We start from the raw sequence: 15,085 nt of genomic DNA, 5'->3' as shown, positions 1-15,085 counted from the left end.
GCTCACATAAAACTCGTTTCGGCTCGAATGCCCGTAATGTCGGTATATTTTGCAAAAACGGCGCCCCGCCAAGCAAGGCGGGAAACCGTCATTTTGCAGCTAAGGTAAAATTGCTAATGTCTGCGACTTACAGGCTGAGGAATTACGGCGAGTTCCGAGCGCACTACATTTCATATTTCAGGTAGGAAGTAGATAACCGTGACATTGAGTCAATGAATTCGTCATCCGTCATGCCAGCTGGATTTTCCATGATATAGCGTCTTAAATTTGCAAGAATCGCGACCTCCAGGACAATCAGAGACTTCTCGATATCTACGGTTGTAATTTCGCTTTTATTCTGTTCCAGCAGAGCCTTATTTGTGAGATGCGTGAATTTTTCAATGGAGAGGTTTTTAGTCAGTTCAATCAGATCGGGAGAAAGCTTTGGAAACGTATAGAAAAGTTCTTTATTTTCCCGAAGGTTATGCAGCAGGAACGTATACACATTTTTGCTGGCAACTTTTAGCGGCAGCCCCATAGACTCCCGCAACACTTCTTTCACACCATTGGAAACTTTTGAAACCGTCTGCTCTATCAACGCCGAAATAATAGAATCCTTGTTGGCGAAATATTGGTACAAAGTACCAATACTCACACCGGCCTTTTCCGCAATATAGTTCGTCGTCGCTCTTTCATACCCTTCTGTAAGAAGGATGATCTGGGCAGCCTCCAAAATGATATCGGAGGTAAACCTGGAACGCTCCTGAACAGGTTTCTTACGTCGCAACAGATCACCTTTCCTTATTGGTTAGTATCCTCGAAAGCCATTGCAGCATGTTAGCTTCTGCCGGTAATTTTACAATCAAATCCATCACGCTCAAGATATACATACTCTGTTCCCCCTAACCCAGGACGTAGGCATGCCCCCAGATGTCGGGCACCGTACTGACTGTCGGCTCAAAACTGCTCCAGTCCAGCTGCAAGCCGTCACAACCAATTTCAACAGGAATATTGGCGGGACCGTTGACATAGAAGGACAGCATATTGTCATTGCAGTGACGGCCCAGGGAAGCCATTAAACTCATGCCATTTGCCATGACCCGGTCCAGACAATGACCGACATTATCCAGATCTTCCATCTCCAGCATGACATGCACAATGCCTGTAGGCGACGGCAGGGTTGTCAGCGCCAGACTGTGATGTCGCGGGTTTTCCACATGCATAAAGCGGACAAGAATGTCAGGTATATCTTCGGGAGGGAAAGAAATGGTCAGGTTATCGCTGTCACCAAACCCTAATATGGACGTGTAGAATGAGTGTGTTTCGTCCAGGCCACCAGAGGCAGGGACGACCAGATGACCCAGTCCCATATCACCAGTCACAAATCCGGACACACCGATCGGTGAGACAAAAGGCTCCCCGCACCCGGTTCGACCATAATAGAATTCAAGCGGGTTTCCACTCGGATCCTCGGTCGCAAAAAACTCCGTAACGCACCGCTTTACTGCTTGTTCGGCGGTTCCATTGCGAATCATCAGGCCTTTGGCTGCGAGATGTTCCCGAAGCGCCTCGAAATCAGCGCGGTTCGCCATTTCCCAGCCAATGGCGGTAAGCCGGTCTTCATGGCTCTTTTCAATGAGGAAGCGAAAGGGGTGTTCGTCAATTTTCAGGGCAACCTCTGCGCCTGGAACTGTTACTTCCATCGTTCCGACCACATCCAGTCCGAATGTGCGCCAGCTTTCGGGGGCCTGTGAAGAGACGATCAAATAGCCGAGGTTAGAGATTTTCATCGTGATATGTCTTTCTTTTTTCTGGAGTTCTCGAGCGTGGTGCTCCCGTTATCTTTGCGGGAGCGAATTAAGAAACTGCTGGAGATGATTGTTAAACATGGCGGCACGTTCAACCATCACCCAATGGCCGCAATTTGAGACAATCGTAAAAACACAATTCTGGTTGGCATTTATGATCTTGTTGAAGCCAGAGACTGGTGTGAACCGATCGTTCTGGCCCCAGAAACCCATGATCGGACATTGCAGCTTATCTAGCTCGTCTTCCATATTGGCGACAACCAAACGGGATAGCACCTCCACCGGCTGCGTCTCAAGGATGGCAAGCCGTTCAGCGACCAGTTGATCATCAACGAAGGCCGTGTCCTGAACAAGCATTTCAAGTAACGCTCGAAGACCCTCGAAGTCCAGCGTTCCGCCAACGAACCCCGCAATCATGCTCTTGATTCCGGGCATGTTATAATAGACTTCGGAAGTCTCGATTCCTCCCGGCGCCATCAGGACCAGGCCGTCCACCAGGTTCGGCGTATCGATTGCGATGCGAATGCTTACGGCTCCCCCCAGTGAATTTCCGACCAGCACGCAGCGCTCCACCCCGATCCCAGCCAGTGCGTCAGTGATCGTGCTGGCAAACAATTCGGTGGTATAATCCCGACCTGTGGGCTTGCTTGAATACCCGAAGCCGATCATGTCGAAAACTATCGCCCGCCGGCCAGTGTCAACGATGGCGTCAATATTCTGTTTGAAATTACTATAACCACTCGCTCCGGGGCCGCTGCCGTGCAGCAGCACTACGGCGTCCCCTTCCCCATAGCTGAGATAGTGGATTTTATGCTCACCTACGTCGACTATATTGCCGCGTGGCAGGAAATCTTGTGTCATGAGCTCACCCTAGAGGAAATAATCCTGGTTTTTACCACCGAGCAGCAGATTGCCGTAGTTCCGTGCCAGTGGCACCGGATTGTTCGCCACATGAGCCCGTGTAATATGGATATCGTGCCAGATTTCCTGGATTTCAGCGCCGTTGAAAACACTGCGGCCGCCAGCAACTTCAAAAAGAATATCCACCGCCTGCATCATCTGTGTGGCGATCGATCCGGTTTCATAGCGATACCTTGCCCGCTCGACCAGGGGCACTTCACGTCCCTCATAGAGAGCGCTTACCAGGGCGTCAAAATTGGAGATCAGCGTATTTTCCGCCCTGTCAATCAGTGACTTGGCCTCGGCCGCCCGGCGCAGAATATCCGGGTCTCCCACAAGCTTGGTTGGATCGGTACTGCTGGAGCCTGCTTTGGCCGTAAAGAGCTTGAGCGCATGTCGGGCTGCGCCAATTGAAGGGGCCGCCACCGTGGCCGCAAAAATTTGCGCCCAGGGCATGGAATAAAGAGGATCGGGCTGGTCATTGAGACAATGGTACCCGTCCATCTGGGCATGAATTCGATATTCCGGCACCAGAACCGGCTCTTCGATCACGATGTCCTTGGAACCTGTTCCCTGCAGGCCCATGACATGCCAGGTGTCCTCAATCACATAGGCCGAGCGCGGCACCAGCATGGTCTGCAGCAGAGGCCGGCCTTCGACGATGGAGCCAAGCAGCGCCCAGTCGCAATGATCACTGCCGGAACTCCAACCCCAACGGCCACTTAACATTACACCACCATCAGTGACCTGGGTTTTCGCTCCGACAGGATTATATGAACTACTGACCCGGACATCCGGATCAGAGCCATATACTTCATTCTGTGCGCGGGCATCCATCAAGGAAATCTGGAAGCCATGCACCGAAATAACGCCGCTGATCCAGGCTGTACTCATATCGTGTTCGGCCAGTTTAATCAGCGTCTTGAGCCACACCTGAGGTGTCGCTCCGGTTCCGCCCATTTCTTTAGGAAGGTAGGCCCGGAAAAAGCCTGACTCACGAAGGGCTTCTACAGACTCCACAGGAATCTTGCGCTCCTTGCGTCCGAGTGGACCGTTCTTTTCGATCAGATCCAGAATGGGATCAACATTGAAATCATTCTCACGAGAAAAGTTCGACTTTTCAGAAATAGTGGTATGCATGATAGTCTCCCAGATTATGTTAAGCCCGCAACGCGCTCATCTTCCAACTTCACGAGCGGCCTGGTTGGGTTTCGCTTTGTGCTGTGGAACGTAGTGACCGGTGTTCTTTTTGTGGAACTCTTCCGCCAGGCTTCGCGGATTGTAAAACTGCCGGTACCAGGTCCGGCCCCGTTGAAAATTCGTCTCGATCGGCAGGCTCATGATCTGAACCGCAGGAACCTTGTTGGACCAGATTTCGAAATCCTGACTGAAGGCGGCCAGGACTTCATCCTGCATTTTCCTGGCTGTAGTGACATCTTCTTCGCTCGGGCTGTCAGTGGCTGTCTTGAACAGATTGTTGTGCCAAACCCGCGTTACCCCGTCCTCCACCGGCGTGTGGAAGATGAACTCGATACCGTTAATGTCCCCGATCGACTGGCGCGACAGAAGGAGGCCGGGACCGGTGTACCAGGTATCCGTTCTCAGGCTGGCGTTATACTCACGCCGGAATCCGCCCTGAAGCTGGCGATAAACATGCTTATCAAACGAGTTCTCAAAATATTCGCATGGCGACCCATGGGTCGGACCGAGGTGGTTGGAGTCCGCCATATTGTCCAGAATTTCCTGTGGATGCGTGTTCAGGGTGCCAAGATGATCATAAGTACCGTTCACCCAGTTCGGCATGTCCCACTCTGGCAAATGAGGCGGATCATAATCCGGCTCTCCCCCCTCGGGATCATGCCACATCATAATTGAACCCATGACTTCCTGGACAAGGTGGGTATTCAGTTTCGCTGCCTTGGGACAGGGACCGTCATAATCCGGAATATCATCAAGCTCACCGTCCTGGTTATACCGCCAACCGTGATAGGGGCAGCGAATCGCATCCCCCTCGATCTGTTCTCCGTGCGCGGCAATGGACGCACTTGAAGACGCCGCAAGATGGGCTCCCATATGCTTGCAATGGGCATCAAGACAGACCAGCCGACCGCTTTCCCCGCGAAACAGGGCGAAGTCCTTGCCGAAGAACCGCAACGGCACAGGCCCTTTATCAAGTTCCGACGCCTCGCAGACCATGAACCAGCCGCGCGGAAAATCAAATTCACCCAGTTTATAATCACTCGTTTTCGCCATATTTATTCCTTTTACTCTGCCTTTAACCGGCGTCGAATTGCATAATTGCGTTGCTTGCGCGAAAGGCCATGGTCAGCGCCGGTCCCAGGGTGCAGCCTGCCCCCGGGTATTTGTCACCCATGATTGAGGCGGTGCTGTTGCCGGCGGCATAGAGTCCGTCGATGGGTTGCTCGTCTTCATCCAGCACCTGCGCATTATCGTTGATGACAAGACCACCTTTTGTACCGATGTCGCCTGGATATAATTTCGCGCCATAAAACGGGCCCTTCGCCATTGATCCGAGGCACGGGTTGGGCTGCACGCGTTCATCTCCGTACATGCGGTCGTGCTCATCGCTGCCGCGCCCGAATTTCTCGTCGATCCCCGTTCTGGCATAACCGGCCACTTCCGTGGCTGTCGCCTCCAGGCCATCGGCATCAATCCCCAGAGTGACAGCGAGTTCCCGCAACGTTGGGGCCTTCTGCAGCAACCCGTCAGGACCAAAGGCTTTACGGTTCATCCAGTCAGGCGACATGCTTGCTTGCAACAGACCTGCAAACATATATCTTTTACGATAATGCCCATCGAAGATCACATAGGCAGGAACATGGTCGGACAGAGTGTAGTCCTCCCCGTAAATACATTTGCCGTATGAATTATAAGTAATGGACTCGTTCATGAATCGCCGTCCCCTGCGATCAACGATGATCAGGCCCGGCTTGGATTTTTCGAAAAACAGGACAATTGTCTTCTCACCCCAGCGGACGACCGGGGCCCACCAGGCCTCGTTCATACGGCCCGTTGCCGCGCCAATCTCTTGTCCGGCTGTGATCAGATCGCCGGTGTTGCCAGGGCTACCCGCTGACCAGTCAGGCTGTGTGGGATTGGCAAGATACCGTTTGCGCATCTCCGCACTGCGCTCGAACCCACCGGCCGCGACAATAACGCCTCGGCGTGATTTGATACGCTGTAGTTGTCCGTCTTCGCGCTCTATTTCGACACCGCATATCCTGTTGTCTTCTCTGAACAATCCTATAACCGGACTGTTCAGCAAAAAGTCTGTTTCGCGTTTACGAACGGCAAGCAGCAGCCTGCCGACAAGCGCCTCGCCCATGCAGAGACGTCGGTCCCGGCGACCCTTCAACCGGCCTTTGACGTCTGCCAGATAACGGATGACAGCTTTTGCGGCGATCTTTTGCCAGCCCTTTGCCACGGCCTGAATTTTCGAAGCCTCGGTTATCGAAAGATTGATCCTGCCAAATGCCTTTGACGCCTGGGGCATTTCGCGCAGGAGATAAAGGTCGTCACCCAACTTTCGCCCGTCAAATGGTTCGCAATCCATTGTCCGCCCCCCTTCCTTCCAGCCAGGCAGGGAAGGATAATAATCCGGATATTTTTTTACCGGGCTGTAGGGCACGCCGATCTGGCCGAGATATTCAATCATTTTCGAGGACCAGGAGATGTAAGTCCGGATCGTGTCGTCGCTGATCTGGTCTGCCGGAATGACATTTCGGAGATAATCGAAAGCATCTTTTTCGTTATCCGCTATGCCCGCAACGGCCATCTGCGCATTATTCGGCACCCATATCCCCCCACCGGATGTCGCGGAAGTGCCACCAATCCGGCCTGTTTTTTCCAGCACCAGAACACTTGCGCCCAGATCCCTACAGCGACAAGCCGACATCAGCGCCGCGGCGCCAGACCCGATGATAATCACATCATAAATCAGGTCTTCGGCAACATCGCCCACAATATTCTTGTCGTGCTTAGAAAGCGGCATGGTTTGGTCCGAACAAATGTTGAGTTAGTGTCAACGGCTTAGATCGCACTGAGACTGCGCGGTAACCATCTAATTACATTCTTGTTTTGGCTGTCCTAAAAATATGACCCGACCGGGTTCAGTTCAAACTCGTATTTGGCAGGTGAAAGCGAGTTTTTGTTGAAAGGTCTCCAGTGTTCTAATCCCGTCAGACGTGAAACAAAGAAATTAAAAAATGGCCGACAGTCCCGTCCGGTCAGTTTCCGATTTCACATAATTAACAAGCCTGGAACTGGAATATAGAAACACATGAACTCCATCAGATTTGACGACATTGACAAGCTAAACTCGCTTGTTTCCGATGAATATGGACCGTGGGGCAAACAACGCCTGATTTCACAGGAAGGCATTTCGGCATTTGGACAATTAACCGAAGACATGCAGTGGATACATGTTGATGCAAAACGCGCAAAAACAGACAGTCCGTTAGGCACCACGATCGCACATGGCTTCTTCGTCCTTTCCTTTATTACGGCGCTTTGCAGGTCGGACGGTTACAACATTGTCGGCCACAGTAGTGCCCTGAACTATGGGATAGAGCATTTGCGCTTTATCAAACCGGTGCTGGCCGGGTCACACATCCATTGCAGGACACGTATCGATAAAGTTACCGAAAAAAAGGGAGGAACAATGATTGATCTGGGTGTTGCCGTTCACATCGTCGGTGACGACGATCCCTGCCTCGTGCTTTCGTGGAAACTTTTCTACCGGTCTTAAGCCTGCAGCGGACCCTTAAAACGAGTTTAAGATGAGCCGGATCGCCCTGTAAACCTTCATCATGTAAGGCTTCACCGGGTATGGCCGAATAATTCTGAGTTAGGAGAGACTTAAGTGAATGACGCAAATTTCCTCCCCATCGAGCGCACGATATTTACAAGCGAACACGATATGTTCCGTAATACGGTTCGCCGCTTCATGCACGATGAAGTCATTCCAAACCTCGACAAGTGGAACAAGCAAAACCATCCTGACCGAGAGGTCTGGCTGGAAGCCGGAAAACATGGTCTCTTATGCGTTACCACGCCGCCTGAATATGGTGGTGCCGGGGCCGACAGAAAATACAGCGCCGTGCTTATCGAGGAACAGCAGCGGGCCAACGCTGCAGGCCCCGGGTTTGTGATGCATTCAGAAATCGTTGCCGGCTATATTGAACGCTATGGCACAGAAGAGCAAAAGCAAAACTGGTTGCCTAAAATGGCCCGCGGCGAGGTTATCGGCGCGCTTGCCATGACTGAACCGCGTGGCGGATCAGATCTGCGTTCCATCGCGACCCGGGCCAACCCAATCGGCAACGAATATGTGATTAACGGAAACAAGACCTTTATCACCAACGGATATGTTTGTGATCTCATCATTGTGGCCGCCAGGACCGATCAACCCGACGGAACCAGCGGCTTGTCCCTGTTTCTTGTTGAAGCGGACCAGGAAGGTGTCACCAAGAGCCTTCCACTCGACAAAGTTGGTCAGAAGTCACAGGATGCAGTTGAGCTCTTCTTTGACGATGTCCGCATACCGAAAGAAAATCTCCTTGGACAACTCGGCAAGGGGTTAAACCATCTCATGCAGGAACTGGCCTGGGAGCGATTGATGATCGCCATCCGTGCTGTTGCGGGGTGTGAGATAGCTCTTGAAAATACGGTCGACTACACCAAGACGCGAAATGCGTTTGGGAAAAGTTTGCTGGAATTCCAGAATACAAAGTTCAAACTCGCCGAGTGTAAAACCAAGACCCAGATCGCCCGTGTCTATATCGACAAATGCATAGACCTTGCCACCGGGAAAGGGTTGAGCGCCGAAGCCTCCGCCATGGCCAAATGGTGGTGCACCGAACTCCAGAACCGCGTGCTCGACGAATGTGTCCAGTTGCACGGCGGTTACGGCTATATGCTCGAGTATCCCATCGCGCGCGCCTGGACCGACGCCCGCGCACAAATGATCTATGGCGGCACCAACGAGATCATGAAAGAAATTATTTCCAGGAGTTTTTAACCATGGTTTCCACATCCGATAAGACCCTGCAAAACACTTCGCACTGCCCGGACTTTCCCGACCAGGACGGCATCGCCCTGGTCATTGGCGGTAGCGGCGGCATTGGTCAGGCAATCTGTGAAAAACTAGCGCAAGGCGGAACCGACATCGTTTTCACCTATCGCACCAACAAAGAGGCTGCCGATAAAGTTATCTCTACTGTGGCCAAATACGGGCGCAAGGCGTCAGCATATCCCATGGCCCTGGAGAACGGCACCGAGGTCGCTGAAATTTGCAAGGACATTATCGCTAAATTTGGCCGCATTCATACAGTTGTGAATGCCTCCGGTTCCCATATCGATATGAAATTTATCGGTGACATCGACCGGGACGAATTCAGTAGAGTGATGAACGCGGACACCAACGGCTTTTTTAACGTTGTCCATGCCGTCCTCGGCCATATGCGCGAAAAAGGCGGTAGTTTTGTTGCGATCAGCACCACAGGCCTGTTACGCTGGCCCAACAAGGATGCACTTTCCGTCATACCCAAGGCCGCGAATGACGCCCTGATGACTGGAATTGCACGGGAAGAAGGCCGTAATCAAATCCGCGCGAATACGGTTGCATTGGGACTGATAGACGCGGGTTTGTTTCGAAAGCTGATCGGCACCGCCTATGATGAAAAATATATTGAAGCGGCGAAGCGGAATTCCGCATTGAAACGTCTTGGTACGGCGGAAGAAGTCGCCGAGGCCGTATTGTTCTTTGCGTCCCATCGCGCAAGCTTTGTCACCGGCCAGACCCTCACCCTTGACGGCGGCTACAGTCTCTAGTCCCATGTCGGTAACAACCTCACATATCACCGCCAGTGACGTCCCTGATCTGATCAAACCCGGGATGACGGTTTTCGTACAGGGCAGTATCGGTCAGCCGCTCAGGCTCATGAAAGCCTTGCAAGAAGCCTCTGCTTCACTGGGGGGGATTCATTACATTTCACCACTGACGCCGGGAATTAACAAATTTCCGATATCGCCGGGCACGCAGGAAAGCCGACTGACTACATTCTTCGACTATCCCGATTTACGGCAAAGCTATCAGGCTGGGCCAATCGAATTTGTGCCTGCTCATTACAGCAGGATCATCCCTTTTCTTGAACAGAAGGTCACAATCGACATCGGGTTGATTCAGGTGAGCGCCCCTGACGCACAGGGATATTGCAGCACCGGAATATCAGAAGATTTCGTCTCTGAAATACTCCCGCAGTGTCATACTGTCATCGCCGAAATTAACCACTCAATGCCGCCTGTAGTAGACGGACCCAGGATCCCTTTAGGCGCGTTTCACTATGTGGTCGAAACTGACTATCCATTACCCCAAATCCCCTCCCCCGACTCCAATGCGGTGTTGGACCGGATCGCGGCGAACGTTTTGCCGCTGGTGCACGACGGGGATACAGTTCAATACGGCATTGGCCGCGTTCCACAATGTATCGTCAGCGGTCTGAGCGAGCATAACGACCTTGGCCTGCACAGCGGGCTGATCACACCGGCCGTGCGTTCATTGATCGATAAAGGGGTCATGACGGGAGTGCGCAAAACCATCGACACCGGCCGACATGTGACGGGCGTTGCCGCAGGAGATCAGGACTTTTATGACTGGATTTCGTCCCGCCCCGACTTTTCCTTCAGGTCGGTTCGGCACACCCACAATCCGGACACACTTGCCCGGTTGGACAAGCTGGTTGCCATAAATTCCGCCTTGGAAATAGACCTTTTCGGTCAAGCAAATGCCGAGATGATTGGTGGCCGCCAGATCAGCGGCAGTGGCGGTCTCGTCGATTTTGTGCGCGGCGCCCGCTTGTCCAGAAATGGCCGCGCGGTAATCTGTTTGCAGTCGACCAGTCGCAATGGCCAGCGCTCTAACATCGTGTTAAACTTGTCCGGCCCGGTGACCATCTGCAGGACAGATATGCAATACGTCGTGACAGAACATGGCGTTGCCGACCTTGCGCATAAATCGATAGACGAGCGCGCGCATTCGCTTATTGCCATCGCGGCACCCAAATTTCGCGAGCAGTTGAGCGAAGACTGGAAAGCCGGACGCAAGCCGTAAAAATGATAACGAGGCAGGACTTGAACGGAGCTTGCGCGTCTATCGACAATATTTTGGCTACAGCTTTTCTAATCCTGTTTTACCTTTACTTTGGTCAAAGCGGAAAGTGCCGAAAAGTTTCAGAAAGATCAAGAAGGTGCGCCGGTCTGCTTCACCGACATTATATTTTACGGCGCCTCAACAGAAAAAGTGAGAAATTTGCGCACTTTTCTCGGGAAATATGGGAAAACCGAGGAAATATCAGGACGTCACAATCCCAGAAAACTGAAAATTTCTGCGAGCTAGGAAGATTTAGGAACTTCTGGGAAAGAATATTGGTGCGGCCCAACAGCACCGACAAACCCATATTCCTCAGTATATGAAAATAAGAAAGTGCGCGTTTTTTGCGCACTTTTTGAAAACCCATGTATTGCTCTCCAAGTTACCCTCGCGTCTCTTTGACTAATGTTCATGTTACTTACGGAAAAATAAATAACGAAAACGGCATTTTCGTTATTTATTGAACTTCTTCATTGGGACTCATATTACACAAAATATGGAACCTGCACATATTACGTAATTTGCGTATAGTAGAAAAATGTAAGGAGAACTACTATGACAACGACAGTAACAGCTTCTGAGTTCCAGAAAAATTTTGGGCAATATAAAGAACTGGCCCAGCGAGAAGCCGTGAGTGTGACAAGTAACGGCCGCGAAAGCGTCGTGTTGCTCTCTGCTGCCGAGTATAAAGAATTCCTAAAATTCAAACAATCACGCTATGCCTACGACGGCGAAGTCACGGACACTTTCAAAAGTGACGTTGATGCCTTCATGGGAGAGCACAGTGATGTACTGGATGGCCTGGCCAAGTGATCCCCTCCCAAGAACCGAAATGGATCAGCAAAGTCCAAGCGCTTTATATCCATGAACAATCCATTTTGCGACATGGTGGTAGTGCCGGAATACGTGAAGAAGGTTTGCTGGAATCCGCCCTTGCTCGCGCTGAACACTTCTATGCCTATGGTGAGGATGATCTATACATATTGGCGGCGACTTATGCAGAAGGTGTTGCCCGCAATCACGCTTTTGTTGACAGCAACAAACGTACGGCCTATTCCGTTACCGGTCTGTTCCTGCACCTGAATGGGCAAGCCTTGCAGATTATATCTGTTGAAGAACAAATCAAACTGTTTGAAGATGTCGCTGCCGGCAAGGTATCACGAGAAGAATTGGCTGCCTTCTATAAAGCCAATACTAGAGAACGAAAATAACCACCCGTATATTACTTCAATCAGACAGTCTAAAGGCACCGAACACTCTATATATTTCATGAAGTTAAACGAGAAAAATGCGCAATTTGTGCGCAGTTTTCACAGACTTTGGATAACTTAAATATTCAACCAGTATCGTGTGCCTTTAAGCTGCCCTGTTTTCTTCAGAGCGTCTTTTTCCAACAAATCCTGCAAATCACGGGTCGTCGTTGCACGGGATGCCCCTGTAATAGAGATATAATTTTCCGCACTCATCCCACCTATAAATCCAGAGGGGCCTTCCTGGAACATGTGTAGCAGGGCTTTTTCCTGGCGTTGATTCAAAGATCCACTGAGCCGGTCAAAAAGCTTCGATTTGGCAATGATAAATTCCAGAAGGGTTTCCGCATTCTCCTGTGCAGCAAGAACAGTCTCGGCAAAATAAATCAGCCAACGTGTGATCTCGGTTCCCTTGTTGTTGTCCTCCAGGGCCTGGTAATAATCTTTTTTCGAAGCCTCTATGGTTTGAGACAAAGCTATCAAAGAGGGCTGACCAATGGATTGCGCCAGCGCTTTCTCTGTCAATGCCCGCGCAATACGTCCGTTTCCGTCTTCATAAGGGTGAATACATACGAAATAAAGATGGGTAATTGCCGCTCTCGTCAAAGCAGGCACAGGATGCTTCCCGCTGGGAGAGGTGTCATTAAACCACTCGATAAAACGGGTCATTTCCTCCTGCATTCTGGCAGATGGCGGAGCCTCAAAATGCACAGTCGGCTTATGAAGATAGCCGGACACCACTTGCATAGGTTCTTCATGCGTTCGATATTCACCGATACACTCCAGATCACGCCTGCCCCTGGTGAGCATCTTATGCCAGTTATGGAGTGTTTGATGCGTAAGCTTGTCCGAATAGGTCTCATACAAATTGACCATCATGTCGGCAATGCCCTGCTCGGCAGGGGGTATATTTGCAATCGTGCTTTGCAACCCAAATTGGCGACGGATAGATGATTGAATGCTGTCCCGGCTGAGCATTTCACCTTCTATCTCTGAAGTTTTCAGAGCTTCTTCGCTAATCAGATCTACGATAAGAACTTTACGCTCATCTTCGGTGATATGCTTATAGGCCCCAAAAAACATGCCGGAGCGCTGGAGAAATTTGGCCTCAAAATCAGATATTTTTTCCGTTTTATAGGTAAAGTTCGGCCAGTCTTCTTGCTGCCAGTTCCATTTCATGAGCTATATCTTTCTCTTTTATAACTCATAATATGACAATTAATGAGCTATAAATCAAGTTTTTATAACTCATCTCATCTAGGTGGAGGAAAATTCCGTGACACAGATTCAAAGGAGGAACCGACTTTATGAAGCGCCCCGTCAAACGTTTCAAGCGTTATATCCCTGGTCACGATTATCCTTATGGGCCAGCCGGCACGAACGGTGATCGTCGGCGGGATATTCAGATTTCGGTCGACTATTCTCTGACCTGCATTGTTCAGGCTTGACTGAGAACTTTCTCTTATTGCCCTGGCAAGTTCGCCCTCGGCATTACCATAAGCAAGCTCCGTACCGACGCCCAGAAGCGTGGCAAGTCCGACACCAGCAACCAACCGGTCTGTATGCCAGTCCACCTGATCCGAAAGTCCGGAATATCCACCTTTGTCTGTTCCAGGCATTCCGTCAAGCTGAACGGAAATCCCATCTGGACGAATGATGCGATCCCAGACAATCAAAACGCGGTCTTGACCGAATTCAATCTCGTTCACATATTTTCCCAGAATACGTGAACCCTGCGGAATCAGAATCTTTTGGCCCGTCACAGTGTCATAGACAGGCTCCGTGATTTGAGCGACGACCTGCCCCTTTAAATCACTATTGATACCCGTCAGAAGGCTACCGGAAATGATGGTTCCGGCAAGAAGGTTGAATGTTTCCACGGGCTGACTAGTCGCCTCTGCGTTATCAACTCCCGACGGTGAATAGGGCGGATTGTTTTTTGCTGCCCTTCGCGTCTGAAAATCCACGCCGTTTTGATGAGGAATTATCTATCGAAAAGAACACGACCGAATTTCTCGCCTGCCGTTCCAGTTGCGCAGCCTGAAACTTTTCAGCCCTCTGCTGCTCCTCTAATACAGAAGGTCTGAAAGGTTGCGAGCGGTCGTTTTGCTCTGGCCTGTTTGTCCCCAGATCGCTCTCCGCCCTGAACAGGGCGGGACCCGTATCTCCCATATAAGTCGGACCAAGGGCAACAACGTTATCACTCTGCTGTTCCAAATTGCTTCCCAGGTTGCTTCTCAAGTTCTGGGGCACATCCTGGTAGCTGGCAGGAAGTCTGGAGACAGTTTCCATCGGAGCGTGACGGCCAACAGAATATAATTCCTTCCGGGGAGATTTTTCCGACGCCCCTCCAGGTTCAAGAGCGTAAAAGCTGATCGCCAGCATCCCTGAACATGCGAGACACACGACAGTAACAATCAGTTTTTTGTTTAACCGGCGAACCGGCCTGGGTTTCGCACGAAGCTGGAATTTTTTCTCAATCTTTTCTGCTTCGCTCTCCCCCTCGTCTTTTTCAATACTCGTCATTGCCGCCGCCCCCTCTGATGGACAATCTGTACCCTGGTCTGAGGATCAGTGCCCAGACGCAGCTCTGCCCTGGCAAACAGCCTGTCAACAATATAATAGTTGCCGCGCATTCGATAATTGACCAGTTCCACTTCATCTTTCCTGCCCAGCACAAAGAGAGGTGGAGCTTCACTTCTGTCGATTGTGGCGGGGAATTCGATATAGATTTTCCGGCCATCGTCAAACGCTCTCAGAGGGCGCCAGTCGGGTTCATCCCCCTGAATGCTGTAGGAGAAATCCAGATCTTCCAGTTGAAGCCCTTTATCAATAACTGCCGAATTCCGGCTTCGCTCATTGAGGCGCTTCAGAGCCCTGATTTCGGTCTGAGGGTAAGTCTGGACTTGTCTTAAAAAAGTGGACAGGACCTCCAAAAGAATTATTGATATTTTATGGAGGAACTTATGGTCCGAAAA

The 15,085-nt window shown here is 50.9% G+C and carries 16 protein-coding genes; 6 read left to right on the top strand and 10 right to left on the bottom strand.

All coding sequences use genetic code 11. From position 1 onward, the window contains the following. Positions 1–163: 163 nt before the first annotated feature. The 6 genes from ACN0YD_RS14445 to ACN0YD_RS14420 all read right to left on the bottom strand — a co-directional run bounded on the left by ACN0YD_RS14445 (position 164) and on the right by ACN0YD_RS14420 (position 6,699). Positions 164–766 (bottom strand): TetR/AcrR family transcriptional regulator, encoded by a 603-nt coding sequence (locus ACN0YD_RS14445; protein WP_417320997.1) that lies wholly within the window; start codon positions 764–766, stop codon positions 164–166. Between the two features lie 115 nt (positions 767–881). Beyond that, entirely contained in the window at positions 882–1,769 is an 888-nt protein-coding gene (locus ACN0YD_RS14440) for a VOC family protein (RefSeq protein ID WP_417320996.1), read from the bottom strand. A 48-nt stretch (positions 1,770–1,817) separates the two neighbouring features. Then, complete coding sequence (locus tag ACN0YD_RS14435; RefSeq protein ID WP_417320994.1) at positions 1,818–2,648, bottom strand: alpha/beta fold hydrolase; 831 nt, start codon at positions 2,646–2,648, stop codon at positions 1,818–1,820. A 9-nt stretch (positions 2,649–2,657) separates the two neighbouring features. Further along, positions 2,658–3,827 (bottom strand): flavin-dependent monooxygenase, encoded by a 1,170-nt coding sequence (locus tag ACN0YD_RS14430; protein WP_417320992.1) that lies wholly within the window; start codon positions 3,825–3,827, stop codon positions 2,658–2,660. Positions 3,828–3,863: 36 nt separating this feature from the next. After that, positions 3,864–4,940, bottom strand: a complete 1,077-nt coding sequence (locus ACN0YD_RS14425) for a Rieske 2Fe-2S domain-containing protein (RefSeq protein ID WP_417320990.1) — start codon at positions 4,938–4,940, stop codon at positions 3,864–3,866. A 22-nt stretch (positions 4,941–4,962) separates the two neighbouring features. Further along, a complete protein-coding gene (locus ACN0YD_RS14420; protein ID WP_417320988.1) occupies positions 4,963–6,699 on the bottom strand; it encodes an FAD-binding protein in 1,737 nt (578 codons plus the stop codon). 288 nt (positions 6,700–6,987) lie between these two features. Between ACN0YD_RS14420 and ACN0YD_RS14415 the strand changes: the two genes are divergently transcribed. The 6 genes from ACN0YD_RS14415 (at position 6,988) to ACN0YD_RS14390 (ending at position 12,068) form a co-directional block, all read left to right on the top strand. After that, positions 6,988–7,455: a MaoC/PaaZ C-terminal domain-containing protein gene (locus ACN0YD_RS14415; RefSeq protein ID WP_417320986.1), complete on the top strand. Its 468-nt coding sequence runs from the start codon at positions 6,988–6,990 to the stop codon at positions 7,453–7,455. A gap of 114 nt (positions 7,456–7,569) precedes the next feature. Next, positions 7,570–8,727 carry an acyl-CoA dehydrogenase family protein gene (locus ACN0YD_RS14410; protein ID WP_417320984.1) on the top strand — a complete coding sequence of 386 codons (1,158 nt, stop codon included), beginning with the start codon at positions 7,570–7,572 and terminating at the stop codon, positions 8,725–8,727. Positions 8,728–8,729: 2 nt separating this feature from the next. Further along, the gene (locus ACN0YD_RS14405) at positions 8,730–9,539 is read left to right on the top strand and encodes an SDR family NAD(P)-dependent oxidoreductase (RefSeq protein WP_417320982.1); all 810 of its coding nucleotides are present in this window, start codon (positions 8,730–8,732) and stop codon (positions 9,537–9,539) included. A gap of 4 nt (positions 9,540–9,543) precedes the next feature. After that, positions 9,544–10,818: an acetyl-CoA hydrolase/transferase family protein gene (locus ACN0YD_RS14400; protein ID WP_417320980.1), complete on the top strand. Its 1,275-nt coding sequence runs from the start codon at positions 9,544–9,546 to the stop codon at positions 10,816–10,818. Between the two features lie 594 nt (positions 10,819–11,412). Further along, positions 11,413–11,670: a type II toxin-antitoxin system Phd/YefM family antitoxin gene (locus tag ACN0YD_RS14395; protein ID WP_417320979.1), complete on the top strand. Its 258-nt coding sequence runs from the start codon at positions 11,413–11,415 to the stop codon at positions 11,668–11,670. Next, on the top strand, positions 11,667–12,068 hold the full coding sequence (locus ACN0YD_RS14390) for a type II toxin-antitoxin system death-on-curing family toxin (RefSeq protein ID WP_417320977.1): 402 nt from the start codon (positions 11,667–11,669) through the stop codon (positions 12,066–12,068). Before ACN0YD_RS14395 ends, ACN0YD_RS14390 begins: the two co-directional genes overlap by 4 nt. A 117-nt stretch (positions 12,069–12,185) precedes the next feature. Here ACN0YD_RS14390 and ACN0YD_RS14385 read toward each other — a convergent pair whose 3' ends face one another. From ACN0YD_RS14385 to ACN0YD_RS14370, 4 genes are all read right to left on the bottom strand, one after another. Continuing rightward, positions 12,186–13,286, bottom strand: coding sequence for a Fic family protein (locus ACN0YD_RS14385; RefSeq protein WP_417320975.1), 1,101 nt, complete (start codon positions 13,284–13,286; stop codon positions 12,186–12,188). A gap of 74 nt (positions 13,287–13,360) precedes the next feature. Further along, positions 13,361–13,987 (bottom strand): TrbI/VirB10 family protein, encoded by a 627-nt coding sequence (locus tag ACN0YD_RS14380; protein ID WP_417320973.1) that lies wholly within the window; start codon positions 13,985–13,987, stop codon positions 13,361–13,363. 25 nt (positions 13,988–14,012) lie between these two features. Next, positions 14,013–14,633, bottom strand: a complete 621-nt coding sequence (locus ACN0YD_RS14375) for a hypothetical protein (RefSeq protein ID WP_417320972.1) — start codon at positions 14,631–14,633, stop codon at positions 14,013–14,015. After that, positions 14,630–15,085 (bottom strand): TrbG/VirB9 family P-type conjugative transfer protein (locus ACN0YD_RS14370; protein WP_417320970.1); only part of this gene is annotated, 456 nt, incomplete at its 5' end. The genes ACN0YD_RS14375 and ACN0YD_RS14370, both read right to left, overlap by 4 nt.

Origin of the sequence: Emcibacter sp. (assembly GCF_048269205.1) — a bacterium.
In the GTDB taxonomy this organism is placed as follows: Bacteria; Pseudomonadota; Alphaproteobacteria; order Sphingomonadales; family Emcibacteraceae; genus Emcibacter.
Note: the sequence above shows the minus strand (reverse complement) of the source record. Positions and strands in the feature narration are given on the sequence as shown.

Excerpts from the sequence above, each read along its gene's own strand:
- ACN0YD_RS14395 (WP_417320979.1), top strand. The coding sequence starts at position 11,413 with ATGACAACGACAGTAACAGCTTCTGAGTTCCAGAAAAATTTTGGGCAA.
- ACN0YD_RS14430 (WP_417320992.1), bottom strand. The coding sequence starts at position 3,827 with ATGCATACCACTATTTCTGAAAAGTCGAACTTTTCTCGTGAGAATGAT.
- ACN0YD_RS14435 (WP_417320994.1), bottom strand. The coding sequence starts at position 2,648 with ATGACACAAGATTTCCTGCCACGCGGCAATATAGTCGACGTAGGTGAG.
- ACN0YD_RS14385 (WP_417320975.1), bottom strand. The coding sequence starts at position 13,286 with ATGAAATGGAACTGGCAGCAAGAAGACTGGCCGAACTTTACCTATAAA.
- ACN0YD_RS14415 (WP_417320986.1), top strand. The coding sequence starts at position 6,988 with ATGAACTCCATCAGATTTGACGACATTGACAAGCTAAACTCGCTTGTT.
- ACN0YD_RS14425 (WP_417320990.1), bottom strand. The coding sequence starts at position 4,940 with ATGGCGAAAACGAGTGATTATAAACTGGGTGAATTTGATTTTCCGCGC.
- ACN0YD_RS14405 (WP_417320982.1), top strand. The coding sequence starts at position 8,730 with ATGGTTTCCACATCCGATAAGACCCTGCAAAACACTTCGCACTGCCCG.
- ACN0YD_RS14400 (WP_417320980.1), top strand. The coding sequence starts at position 9,544 with ATGTCGGTAACAACCTCACATATCACCGCCAGTGACGTCCCTGATCTG.
- ACN0YD_RS14440 (WP_417320996.1), bottom strand. The coding sequence starts at position 1,769 with ATGAAAATCTCTAACCTCGGCTATTTGATCGTCTCTTCACAGGCCCCC.
- ACN0YD_RS14420 (WP_417320988.1), bottom strand. The coding sequence starts at position 6,699 with ATGCCGCTTTCTAAGCACGACAAGAATATTGTGGGCGATGTTGCCGAA.
- ACN0YD_RS14375 (WP_417320972.1), bottom strand. The coding sequence starts at position 14,633 with ATGACGAGTATTGAAAAAGACGAGGGGGAGAGCGAAGCAGAAAAGATT.